General features: G+C 63.3%; 15 protein-coding genes. All 15 read right to left on the minus strand.

What is annotated here, in order from left to right; all coding sequences use genetic code 11:
- Positions 1-651, minus strand: coding sequence for a phage tail protein I (locus D3F01_RS13350; RefSeq protein ID WP_118647735.1), 651 nt, complete (start codon positions 649-651; stop codon positions 1-3).
- A complete protein-coding gene (locus D3F01_RS13355; RefSeq protein ID WP_242889200.1) occupies positions 652-2,043 on the minus strand; it encodes a baseplate J/gp47 family protein in 1,392 nt (463 codons plus the stop codon).
- Between the two features lie 14 nt (positions 2,044-2,057).
- On the minus strand, positions 2,058-2,330 hold the full coding sequence (locus D3F01_RS13360; RefSeq protein ID WP_008981416.1) for a hypothetical protein: 273 nt from the start codon (positions 2,328-2,330) through the stop codon (positions 2,058-2,060).
- 14 nt (positions 2,331-2,344) lie between these two features.
- The gene (locus D3F01_RS13365) at positions 2,345-2,899 is read right to left on the minus strand and encodes a hypothetical protein (RefSeq protein WP_242889201.1); all 555 of its coding nucleotides are present in this window, start codon (positions 2,897-2,899) and stop codon (positions 2,345-2,347) included.
- A 12-nt stretch (positions 2,900-2,911) separates the two neighbouring features.
- Positions 2,912-3,322: a pre-mRNA-splicing factor gene (locus D3F01_RS13370; RefSeq protein ID WP_223474779.1), complete on the minus strand. Its 411-nt coding sequence runs from the start codon at positions 3,320-3,322 to the stop codon at positions 2,912-2,914.
- On the minus strand, positions 3,322-4,242 hold the full coding sequence (locus D3F01_RS13375; protein WP_223474780.1) for a hypothetical protein: 921 nt from the start codon (positions 4,240-4,242) through the stop codon (positions 3,322-3,324). Before D3F01_RS13375 ends, D3F01_RS13370 begins: the two co-directional genes overlap by 1 nt.
- Positions 4,243-4,246: 4 nt before the next feature.
- Positions 4,247-4,471, minus strand: a complete 225-nt coding sequence (locus D3F01_RS13380) for a LysM domain-containing protein (protein ID WP_008981420.1) — start codon at positions 4,469-4,471, stop codon at positions 4,247-4,249.
- A complete protein-coding gene (locus D3F01_RS13385) occupies positions 4,443-6,563 on the minus strand; it encodes a phage tail tape measure protein (protein ID WP_242889203.1) in 2,121 nt (706 codons plus the stop codon). The genes D3F01_RS13380 and D3F01_RS13385 overlap by 29 nt, the downstream gene beginning before the upstream one ends.
- A gap of 112 nt (positions 6,564-6,675) precedes the next feature.
- On the minus strand, positions 6,676-7,083 hold the full coding sequence (locus D3F01_RS13390; RefSeq protein WP_118761587.1) for an early nodulin 20 (N-20): 408 nt from the start codon (positions 7,081-7,083) through the stop codon (positions 6,676-6,678).
- Between the two features lie 54 nt (positions 7,084-7,137).
- Positions 7,138-7,650, minus strand: a complete 513-nt coding sequence (locus tag D3F01_RS13395; RefSeq protein ID WP_242889205.1) for a phage major tail tube protein — start codon at positions 7,648-7,650, stop codon at positions 7,138-7,140.
- Positions 7,650-9,161 carry a phage tail sheath family protein gene (locus D3F01_RS13400; RefSeq protein WP_242889207.1) on the minus strand — a complete coding sequence of 504 codons (1,512 nt, stop codon included), beginning with the start codon at positions 9,159-9,161 and terminating at the stop codon, positions 7,650-7,652. The genes D3F01_RS13395 and D3F01_RS13400 overlap by 1 nt, the downstream gene beginning before the upstream one ends.
- Positions 9,162-9,208: 47 nt before the next feature.
- A complete protein-coding gene (locus tag D3F01_RS13405) occupies positions 9,209-9,826 on the minus strand; it encodes a hypothetical protein (protein ID WP_020989847.1) in 618 nt (205 codons plus the stop codon).
- A gap of 10 nt (positions 9,827-9,836) precedes the next feature.
- Complete coding sequence (locus D3F01_RS13410; RefSeq protein ID WP_033121172.1) at positions 9,837-10,160, minus strand: sugar ABC transporter ATP-binding protein; 324 nt, start codon at positions 10,158-10,160, stop codon at positions 9,837-9,839.
- Positions 10,160-10,579, minus strand: coding sequence for a Rho termination factor N-terminal domain-containing protein (locus tag D3F01_RS13415; protein WP_223474783.1), 420 nt, complete (start codon positions 10,577-10,579; stop codon positions 10,160-10,162). Before D3F01_RS13415 ends, D3F01_RS13410 begins: the two co-directional genes overlap by 1 nt.
- A 22-nt stretch (positions 10,580-10,601) precedes the next feature.
- The gene (locus tag D3F01_RS13420; protein WP_278252057.1) at positions 10,602-11,672 is read right to left on the minus strand and encodes a major capsid protein; all 1,071 of its coding nucleotides are present in this window, start codon (positions 11,670-11,672) and stop codon (positions 10,602-10,604) included.
- Positions 11,673-11,685 lie beyond the last annotated feature (13 nt).

Raw genomic sequence — 11,685 nt, forward strand, 5'->3', positions numbered from 1 at the left:
TTAGTCTGAGATGACCGCCGCGTCGGTGCCGATGCTGACGGTCTCGCGGTTGTTGTCGTGGACGACGGCCGCGTGGTAGATGTGGATCTCGTCGCTGCCCATGACGTGCACCTCTTGGGTGTGATCCCTGACGGCCATGCCGGAATATAGGAACATTTCGCCGGTCAGGCAGATCAGGATCGCGTCGAGCCACGAGCTGCGGCGCTTGACCGTCCGCAGCAGCTTCAGGAACAGGTCGAGGTTGCTGTTGACGAGGCTCGGGTTGTCGCTCAGCACCTTGAAGTGATGCGGCTGCCCGCCGTACTGATACCACTCCCTGACCTCGCCGGTGCCGAAGTAGTCGGCCACGATCTGCTCCACGGCGTAGGGGGTGCCGAGTTTCGCGTAGACGCGGTCGCTGTTGCGGATGACGGCCCGCTTGGCTGCGATGGGTGCGGTGCTGTCATACCACTGGATGTTCAGCTCCCACGCCATTTCGTCGAGCTCTGCGTCGCTGAGCTGGTCGATCTTGTCCCACCTGCTCAGGAGCTTCAGGCGTGCATAGGCGTCGCGGCTGATAATGTCGCAGCCGGTGGCGATGCCCTTGTCGCTGCCGTCCTCCTGCATCCACGCAGGCAGCAGTTTGACCATCTCGGTCTCATTGAGCCGCATTTACACCACCTCGCTCTCGACCTTGTGGCTGACAGTCAGGTGGCCGCTGAATTTGGCGACTTGCGTGTCGTCGAGGGCCTTGTAGGTCGGCTTGACGACGTCCACGCGGAAGGCGCCGGTCAGGTTCTCGCCCCACGAAGGCGAGAGGATCCGCTTGCGGAGCTGGTCGGGGTTGATGTCCCGGCCGAGGGCTGCGACTTGCCACTCGTTGTAGCGGTCGATCGCGCCGCCGGTGCCTTCGACGTTGGCGATCACCTCAGCCTCGCTCTCCGGCGTGGTGTAGTACACGATCTCGATGTCGTAGGTCTCGACCTCCGGGGGCACGGCGCTCACCTTGTCAGTGAGCGGCCGGATGTCCTTGGCGTTGACCACGTCCAGCACCTTCGCCAGCATGGCAGCGTCGGGGATCCCGCCGCCTTCCAGCAGGGGCACGATCTTGACGCAGCCCTCCAGCGTGCGGGTGATGATGATGTCGATGCTCTCGGCGGCCGAGAGGCTGCCCTTGAGCGTGATGGTCAGCAGGTCGTCGGTGTAGTCGACGGTGTAGTCCGTGTCCTTGGCCGCCGCCGTGCTTTGCCCGTGGGCCTTCACGACGAGGCTGTCGGTCAGAAGTGTACCGCCGCCCTTGAAGGCTTTGCCGTCGTAGACCGTGAGGGTCTCGCTGACTGTTTCCTTCTCGCTGACGGCCTTTGCGTCCACGATGGAGCTGTCGGCCGTCATTACCCAGTAGATGTAAGCCTGTTCAGGGCCCGCGGTGGATCTCTTGGCGGGTGCCAGACGGATCCGCTCGCGGAGGCGGTTGTCGCCCTCGGTGGTGTAGGGCTCGCCGTCATCGCCTCCGGCCGTTTCGGTCAGATTGGTGACGGACTCGATGTAGGGGATCAGGTCGACGAGGGTGGCGATCGTGCCGGCTGCGTAGCCGTTGAACTTCGTGCCGTTGCTCACGGCCGAGGTAGGCACCTCCACAGAGTAGGCGCCAGCTTGCAGCACAGCGATCTCGTCGGTCGCAAAATAGTTTTCGCTGTCCGGCGTCACCTTCGTCCACTTCGGAATGATGATGTTTCTCTCCTGCGGCGTGGAGACAGAGAAGCGCATGGTCGTCTTGGCCGGTGTGCCTTCCAGTCGTTTCACGTCCTGCCGCTCGCCGATGGCGTCCAGCACCTCGCCCCTCGCATAGCGGAGGAGCGTCTGCCGGCCGACGTCGTTGAGGCTGTTGTAGAGGGCAACGAACACAGGCACGAGAGCCTCGCCGAAGATCCGGCGCTCGTCGCCCGGGTAGAGCGGCTCGCCGGCGCCCTTTTCGAGCTCGGTGATGATGGTCTTGTATAGGGTGTTCGCGTCTGTCGTGGTGAGTTTGATGTCCTCGCCGTAGGTGTTTGTCGCGTCGCTCACGCTGTTCACCTCCTTCATGTGATGTTGTCGATGCTGGCCCGCAGCTCGAAGTCGCCGGCCTGAGCGGTCAGAGCCTTCAGGTCGGAGTCACTGAGCTGCACGCGAGGCTCGTAGGTTTCCACGAGGAACTCCACGTCGGCGGCCAGATCGGTCGCAGCGGTTTCGCTCGGCTTGTCGATCAGCGTGCGGTCGATCCCTTTGATGCGCTCATAGGGCACCTCCCCGCGGATAGTCTTGAGGAGGTTCTGCACACAGATCTCGGGCGCTCCGTTGCCGGATGCTTTCATGGGATCACCTCGCTTTACTTGAGCTGTGCGTTGTTGGGTTTCTTCGCAGCCTTGTCGCTGCTGGATGCTCCGACGGTGACGGCGCTCAGACGCCGGCCGACGCCGCCAGAGGACGAGACGCCGGCCGCGGACGAACTCTTGCTCGAGCCGCCTGCGCTGGCCTTCTTGCTGCTGGCCTCCTCGGCGTATTCCGTCAGGTTGATCGTGATCTTGCCCTTCAGGATCCGGCCGAAGTTGTCGAGTGTGGTGTCTGAGAGGCTGACGCCGGTGAGCTGAAGATTGGCCGGGCCGAAGCGCCGGCCAGCCAGATAGAAGGGGGCGTACTGCCCGACCAGCGACGTCCACGACTCGAACTCTCCCCGGGCGTCGCCGCCCACGGCAGACGCCAGATCGAAGTCGAAGCTCATGCTTTGCAGCTTGAGCGCCTTGGTCTTGGTGGCCGGGGATCCGGCCTTGTCGTCGCTGTTTTCTGTGTCGAGCTCGACGCTGGAGGAGACGCCATTCAGGGCGGCGATCCTCTGGCTGGAGACGCCCCACGTCTTGCCGTTCCATGATGCCATGACGGCCATGTCTATCCCTCCTTACTGCGGGCCAGAAGTGCCGCCTCCCATGCTGTCGGTGTGGGTGTGGCCGGTCAGGCTGATGCCCGTGGCGGTCACGTCTGCCGACGGGACGCTGATGCCCTTGTCCTGCATCGTGAGCGCGCCCTTCTTGACGGTGATGTCGCCCGGGACGATACCGTCCCACTCTCCGTCCATGCGGGAGAGGATGATGCCGGTGCCGTCCTCGAACATAGCATAGGCGACTTCTGTGCCGGGGGTCAGGTTTCCCATCTCTCCGCGCAGATACCACGGGATCGTCAGCGGCCGTGTGACCATGCTGTCGGCGGTGCTCGGGAGCACTCTGGCCGTAGTTTTGTCGCCGTTCCTGTCGGTCTTTCCCTCCACGCTGGAGATCTTGCCCTTCTGGATCATTTGGTTGTTGCTGTTCATCAATATCCCTCCAGTGGCTTGCGAAGGTATAGCTTGCTCCGCGTCTTGACGTAGTCGTGCCGGATCCGGCTGATGAAGGCCGTGCCGTCCCACGACTTAACGCCTTCGGTCGCCAGCGTGACCACAGAGCCCGCCGCATAGTCTCGCAGCAGCGAGCCCGTCCAGAGGGTGCCGACGGTCGCGTTTTTGTTGGCGTCCCGGAGGAGGCCCTTGGCGAAGCGGTCGGCCTCGCTCTGGTCAGTCATGCGGAAGGGTAGGATCCGGCGCAGCACCTTGTCGCCGCCGTTCGGGGCTGCGAAGGTGCCGGTCAGACCGCCGTTGACGGCTTCGGCCGAGCCGTAGGCGTTGGCGCCCTCGTCGCGGTACTCGAAGTCATTGGCCGGGGTGATGGTGATGGTGTCGACGGGCTGCTGGCTTTCCATGTACGCCTCGTCGTAGACGACCAGCTTGCCGTCATACACCAGAAACGCCGCGCCCTCGAGGGTGCAGCGGTTTTGAAAAAATGCGAAGTCTGCGAGGTTGTTCTGCTCGACGTAGTCGTAGGTCTGGTCGGTGATCCCGTAGGTCTCGAGCGTCAGGCCGTGGCGGCCGGCGATCTCCTGAGCCAGTTGCAGGAACTTGACCTTTTCCCACGATTTGCTCCGCTTATCCTTCGCAGACTGCGGGACGGAATAGGCCCGCAGGGTGATGATGCCGGACTCGGGGACGACGCTCTCGACGAACATTTTGCCCGTCTTGGCAGCGCCGTCCTCGATGGCGATGGTGTCGCCCTTCTTGGGGTTCCACGAGTCCCACAGCTCGCGGGTGTCGTTGAGCTTGAGCAGCAGCTCGTCGCTCTGCTTTTCGGCGTACATATCGTGATAGCAGCGGTGGACGCTGACGTCCGGGTAGATGTCGACGCCTTCGTATAGGATCTTCACGGCGTCACCTCCTCCACGGCGGCAGGGTCTCCGGCGTCTCCACGGTCTCGACGATCGGGATCCGCACAGCCTCGCCGCCCTCGAAGATCAGCACGTCGCTGAGGTCGGGGTTGGCCTCGATGATGGTGCTCGCCATGCGCTCCTCGTTATAGGCGACGAGCGCGATGCTGTCGAAGGTGTCGCCGCCCTGCGCCACATAATCAATAAAGCCGACTGTCTGCTGTGACATAGGCGCCGCCCTCCCTTCTGCTGAGTGCCTCGAGGATGAAGTCGATGAACTCCGGCTCGAGGTCGCGGAGCTTTCGGATCAGGGCGTCCTCGTCGGTGTCGCCCTCGACCTTGATCTGAGGTGAGAAGGACAGGCCGCTCAGGTCATAGACCACAGCCGTGCCCGATCCGCTGCTGATGGGCTCGTAGTCGGCCTCGCTGGATGCGCCCAGCATCCGGCCAGCCTCGGCCCAGTAGGACAGGTTTTGCGAGCGGTACGCAGGGTTGAAGCTGATGACCGCCTCGGTCGGATAGCGCGGATCCTCGCCCGCGATGGACGGGCCACTCGTGAAGCCGCCGGTCGCATAGCCGGAGACGTTGGCGTTGCCGCCGCCTCCACCTCCAAACAGGCCCGTGATCTTGCTGATGACGCCGGAGCCGAAGCTGACAATCTTCGATACCCAGCCGACGATCGTGCCGAGCACGCTTGCGATGGGCTCCAGAATAGCCAGCAGGGGCGAGAGGAGCGGCATGATCGCATTGAGCAGGCTCACGACCGGGGGCAGCAGGGCCTCGATCAGTTGCATCAGCGGAGGCAGCAGCGGCATGATGACGCTGTTGACGATTTGCAGGGCAACCTCCAGTAGCGGGGTGATGACCGGCAGCAGCGCGGCGATCAGGTTCGCCAGCACAGGCAGCACAGTCGAGATGATCTGCGTCAGCATCGGGAGCACGGTGGCAAGGATGCTGGCGATCGGCGGTAGAATAGCCTGAACGATCTGCATGAGCGGCGGGAGTAGCTGCTGTGCGAGGTCGAGCAGAGGCGGCAGGAACGAGCCCACGAGCTGAGCCAGTAGTGACAGGATGCCCGCAGCCAGCTCCGTGACCATCGGCATGACCTTCTTCAGGGTGTCGCCCATGCCGACGAGGAAGTCCTGCACAAACGGCATACAAGCGTTGAGCGTGTCGGTGATGACCGGGCTGATTTCCTCGAAGGTGTCGGTCAGGATTGGGGCCAGCGATGTCAGCGTGTTGGCGATCATCGACGCCATAGGCAGTAGGGCCACTTCGGCCGACCTCTTAACCGCCTCGAAGGCAGAGCCGAGGTCGTTGTACTTGACGTCGTTGATCTGCTGGAGCGCGGCGGCGCCGTCATAGGCTGCGGTCTCGATGTCACCGAGCACGGGCAGGATGCCCGCCTCCAGATCCTCGAACTGCGAGCCAAACAGTGCGACGCCGATCTCGTTGCGCTTGAGAGGATCCTCGAGCTTGTTCAGAGCCTCGACGGTGTCGAAAAATGCAGCCTGCGCGGTCTCGCCGCCGGCTGCAAAGGCCGCGAACATTTTGTCGGAGTTGAGGCCGAGGCCCTTGAAGGCTTCGGCGCTGCTGTCGCTGCCGTCTTTCGCTCTGATGTTGAACTCCTTGACGGCGTCGGCCACTTTGTCGATGCTGAACAGGCCGGCGTCAGCGCCTTCCACGAGGGAGCCCATGAACTGGTCGGCGCTCAGGCCGAGGGCCGCAAACTGCGCCGAGTATTCGTTCAGGGTGTCGAGCAGGTCGCCGTTTTTGTCTGCGCCGTTCTGTGCGCCGGTGGCGATTAGGCCGTAGGCTTCTTCGGCGCTGATGTTGAAGTTTTTCATCAGAGCCGAGGCGGCTCTGGCGCTTTCACTGATGTCGTAGTCGAAGGTGTCACGCAGCACGAAGCCGGCCGCGGTGGCCTGCTCCAGTGCTTCGCCGGCCAGATCGCTCGCTTTCTGCGTAGCGGCCAGCCCTTCGGCCACGTCGTTGAAGTCCTCGCCGAGGTTCTGCGCGTAGATGTTTTTTACACTCTCGCCCAGCGCGTCCAGCTCGTCGCTGGTGGCGCCGGTAGATGCGGAGAGCTGGTTCATGGCTTTGTTGTAGTCGTCGCCCAGCTCTGCCAGATACTTCCCGGCCTCGACGACCGCCTTGCCCGTCGCCACAGCGATGCCGCCCACGGCAGCACCGACGGCAACGGCCTTCCAGTTTACTTTGTCGAGGTGTCCCGCGACGTTGTCCATCGCCTTCCCGAGGGAGGGGTCGATGGTGCCGGCGAAGCTGACGACGGCCTGCATGATCTTGTTTTTGCCTGCCATCAGTGTCACCTCCTTCTGTATTTCCTGAAGTTATTCCGGGGCATTGAGGCGGCCTTGTCGCGTTGCCGCTTGGCCTCCTCGGCTGCCTCGTAGTATTCCATCAGGAAGTCGGTCAGGCGTTCCCGTCGGAGCTCGCCGACTGAGGTGTGGAAGGCTCGAGAGTAGTCTCGGACGAGCTCTCCGAGCCGCTTTCCTCGGATTGTGCCGCCGACCTCGCCGTAGTAAAATTTCGACCGATCCTCATAAGCTCCATGACGTCGGGGCCGCTGATGCGCTCGAGGTCGCTGACGTCGATGTCGCTGTTGACGGCGACGATCGCCATCATGGCGAGATAGGCGTGCAGGGAGTAGTCGAGCTCGCAGGCGCCGGCGCTGCCGCCGCCCTTGTTGGAGGTCGCGCGGAGCTTGCGGGCCTCAGCATCGGCAAACATTCCCACGGTGATCGCGTCGGTGTCATAGGTCAGAGTCTTGACCTTTTTGCCGTTGATGGTGATGGGGTTCTGGAGTGTCAGCTTTTCCATGTGTGTCTCCTTTCGATAAATAGAGGGCACCGCCCGGAGGCGGCGCCCTTCTTGTTACAGGACGCTGCGGATGTCCTTGGCGTAGTCGACGCCGCCGACGCGCATGATGGAGTTGAGCTGGTCGATCAGCCAGTATTCGTTGCCAGCGACGAAAAGCTGGTAGCGGCTGACGGCCAGCGCGATCTCGTTCTCGCTGGCGTTGCCGGGATCCACGCTCAGGCCGGGGATGCCCTTGGAGACGCAGCGGAGGAACGCCTTGCAGCCTTCGGTCTTGGTGGAGCCGTCGGAGAGCTTGACGTCCTGCGCCCAGCGGATCTCGATGGTCTTGCTCGTCAGCTTGACGAGGCTGCGCAGGCCGAGGTCAATGCCGATCTTAGTGATGGATGCCTCCATCGCCTCGATCTGGCCGGGCAGCGGCGCCGTGTAGGTTCCCATCGCCTTGAAGTCAGCCGTCACAAGGTTGACGGGAGGCAGGGCGATGGTCACGTCCTTGGCGGCGAGGACGCCGTCCACATAGACGGTATCTGCGAGGATGGGGCCCTTCAGGTCGAGCCACAGGTTTGCCATTACTCGTCACCTCCTTCGTAGTAGACGGAGAAGCCCGCGTCGGTGTAGGCGACGTAGACGCTCGCAGACTTGAGGGGCGGGGTCGGGGTGACGGCGATGTCCCAGCGGAAGTCGCCATTCATCACGTCGGTGGTGCTGTTCTCGCTCTCGAGGAACAGGATCACAGGGGATCCGAGCAGCGCGCCCATGCTGACATAGCCGTCGAGCTTCTCCTGCTCGCGGTTGATGATGCGATCCTTCAGTGCGCGGGTCATGGGCCCGTCGATCTCCGGGCTCCACTCGCGCTGGAAGTCGTTGGTGATGTGCATGAGCATCCGCATGGAGACGTCGAAGATCGCGCGGGGATCCACGTCTGCGCCGTAGGTGTAGGCGGCCGTATGGTCGCCCCACAGTACCCATTCGCCGCCCCATGCCACGGCGGTGCTGATGCCGTTCTGCGTCAGCTCCTTGCCGCTCTGCTGGTCAAAGCCGCGGTTTTTCGCGTTGGCGCCGAAATACTGCTTGATGACGGGGATCGCCTTGTTGCCGCAGGTCTCCATCGGGACGCTTTTGTGGCTGAAGTCGGCGCGCATGAGCTCGACCACGGCCAGCGTGCTCAGGTGGAACACGTTGCCGAGGTTGTCCACAGCCTGCGGCCAGTAGACCTTAGAGCGCTCGCCGGCGAAGGCGTTGGCCTTCTTCCATGCGATCGCCTTGGTGATCGTGTCGACCGCCTGCGCGGTGCTGTCCACGAGGGGCAGGTCGGCCACGACGAAGGCGTCCCAGTGGCCGTTGATCTTCTTGCAGGCCGTCAGCATGGCGTTGTAGACGGCAGGGCTGTGACTCCAGCCGGGGGCCGCGATCAGATTGCAGACCGCGAACTGCTCGGGATAGAGCAGCGCGATCGCGCTCAGGCCGCTGTACTCGCCGGAGGAGGTGACGCCGCCGATGATGTCGCTGTCTGCGATCTCAGAGTCGTCCACCTCGCTGAAGCTGGCCGTCAGGCTGCCGGCGAGCTGCGCGTCGTCCTTCAGGCTGGTGATGATGACCGTGCCCTTGGTGAAGTTATAGTCCACAGCGTAGTCGGTGCCCTCGACGTAGTTGCCGCTGTCATTCTTTGCGATGGTCAGGGTGTCGAGGATGATCTTGTCGCTGGCGAACTCGGCGCGGCCGCCGGTGAAGGTGAGGGCCTTGGTGGTGGCCGCCTCCTTACGGTGCTTGCCCGCGGAGGGGTCGAGCACATTGATGACGTAGATCGGGCCGATGTTCCCGAGGGTGTTGTTGAAATGCGCGTACACGGCCTCGCACAGGGTAAAGGTGCCCCAGTCGGACGAGTAGCCGATCTTCTTCTGAGCGTCGACCAGACTGGTGATCTTGATCGGCGCGTTGATGATGCCGGCCTCGCCGAAGCCGCGCACGAGGTTGACGGGTGCCGTGCCGATATAGACCGGCGTGGTGCCCGCCTGCACGGCGCTCTGTGCCACGGTCTCGCCGATGTGGCCGTAGGCGCCGTAGAGGTATTCGTTTGCCATCTGCTTATCCTCCTTTGCATGAAATTAGAGCAGCCGAGCGGCTGCCCTTAAAGCAGGTGTTGGTAGCTTTTCGGGTTGCGGGTCAGTGTCTCCTCGACGGAGAACTCAGCCCATGCAAACCAGTACGGGTAGAAGTCGGGGACGGCGTCTTGCTCCGTGACGGGGCCGAAGGTGATGCCCTTCTCCTTGATGACGCGGAGGTCGCCGAGGTACTCGGCGTTTTCAATCAGCCGGAGAGCTGTGTCCACAAAATTCCATGCGTCACGCCAGCCCTCTCCGTTCTTCACGAAGTAGGAGGCCGCCGCCTCGTTGTATTGCTGGATGTAGGTGCCGCTGCCGTCGCCCTTCGGCTTGAAGATGTCGGGCCCGTGGTAGCCGGGATCCCACGCTGAGAAGCAGAGCCGGATCTTGATGTCTCGGGCACTCTGGAGCAGGTCGTCGTCGCCCTGAACGATCTGCACGCAGACCGACGGGATCGGCGCGGCGATGTTCGGGGGTGTCCTGTCCTTCGATGGTACGAAAAGCGAGAACGCGGCCGGGTTTACCAGCTTGTATGGGTAGGAGGCGTCCGTTGCGTTGTCGTCGGGGAGCTTCAGCTTGACCAGAGGGCAGACCTCGGCGGTCAGCCAGTCCCGGACGGTTTCGATGCTGTTGACGATGGACATGGGGCACCTCCTACATGGTGACAGTCTGGCCGAGGGCCACGGTGGCGATCCCCATGTCCTCGCTCCAGTCGTTGACGATGTACTCGCGGCCGTCGACGTTGAGCCCTTCGCCCGCCGGGCGCCGAGCGGGCAGATCCTCGACCGCCGCATAAAGCAGCAGAGAGGACTCCGCGACGCTCAGCTCTTGCCCCCCTTGGCGTTCCTTCAGGGCGTTGTCGTCCAGCACGGCGGCGATGGCTCTGCCTTCGACGGTGTGCTTCTCACCGAACTCGTCGAGATTGAGAAACGTGCGCCGACGGTCAGCCTCGACCATCGCCTTGAAGCTGAAGGCCATCAGACGGGATCGGCGGCGCCGATCTGAGGGGGCTCCTCGTCGTCGGCGCCGTCATCAGGCTGCTCGGCCTTGGTGGCCTCGATGGCAGCGATGACGTCGGCCTTCTTGCGCATAGCAGAGGCGTCCACGCCATAGCGCGCGGCCACTTCCTTCAGCTCGTCGAGCTTCATGTCCTCGTTGTACTCAGGGGCCTCGTCGGCCGCGGTGTTGGTGCTGGCAGGCTCGTCGGCGTCGTCGCCGGGAGCGGGTGCGGGCTGCTCGGCAGTCTCGCCCAGCTCGCCGATGTACTTGGCGACGCCTTCCTTCACCAGACGGGCCTCCAGCTCGTCGTCGAACTTCTGAGGGCCGTCTGCTTCAGTGATGGGGATTACCTTGCGGCCGTTATAGTAGCCGAAGGTGCCCTTGATGATCTGGATCATGCTCTGCTCCTTTCTGCTGCGCTCAGCCCGTCAGGACGTCCGCAACGATGAACGGGTTCTTGTTGTTGGGGATCATCAGCGGGCGGCTGGAGATGGTCAGCGTGCGGCTGTTGCCTTCGGCGCTGCTCACATACTTCGGCACGCGGCGGCCGGCGTAGGTGTGGAACTCGCCGTCGCTCTGCTCGACCTGAGAGACGGCGCCGTAGGCGGTGCGGCCAGCGCCGGGAGCGGTGAGGACGCACTTGCCGGACGGGATGTAGAGCTTGTCGTTGCCCTCGTCGTCGGTGTAGGTCAGGTCGTAGGAGATGACGCTGATGATGCGGCCGAGGACGTTCAGGCGGGCCACGATGGCAGCGCCGTCAGGCAGCAGCTCAGGCTCCACGTTGCCGATCTCGATGCGGCGGTTGTCGAGGAGCTTCTGCACGGCTGCGTCGTTGATGATGGTGTCAGCCACGTCCGGGGAGCAGACCAGATCAGAAGCGCGGAGGCCGCGCTTGGTCAGCATACGGATCATGGCCTCCAGATCCTTCAGGATCTTGCCGCCGGTGGCGTCCCACTTGGCCGTCGGGGTGTAGGTCGCGGGGTTGCTGGCCTCGGAGTAGAAACGGATCTCCATCTCGTCGGTCTTGTCGACGTCGTCGGCGATGTGCTTCATCACGCAGCCGTTGGTCAGCATGGTCTCGGCGGCCATTGCTTCTTCGCGGTTGGTAATGAGCTCGCCCAGCTCGTCAGCGTCGCGCAGGATGAGGGTCTGCTGGCGCTGCTCAGGGGTGAGCTGAGAGTAGAGAGCCTCGCCGAAGCCACGCTTGCGCAGCTCGTCGAGGGTCAGGACGCGACGGGGAGCCACGAAGGGCGGGGTGTAGCGCTCCATATTGTAGCCGGCGCGCAGGACGGTGACGCCGCCCTTGCGAGGGGCCACGAAGGGCGCCAGCTTCTTGCTGCCGTCACGGAACTCGACGAGCACATCGTCGGTGGCGAAGATGTCGCTCGCGTCGTTGGTGGGGAAGTAGCGGTCACGCAGAAAGGTCGCAGCAGGGGTGAGCTGCTGCACGGCCATGAGCAGCGTGTGGGTGTCGTAGAAGTTAAAAGGCATTTTGTTGTCCTCC

Origin of the sequence: Faecalibacterium sp. BCRC 81149 (genome assembly GCF_022750605.1) — a bacterium.
In the GTDB taxonomy this organism is placed as follows: domain Bacteria; phylum Bacillota; class Clostridia; order Oscillospirales; family Ruminococcaceae; genus Faecalibacterium; species Faecalibacterium duncaniae.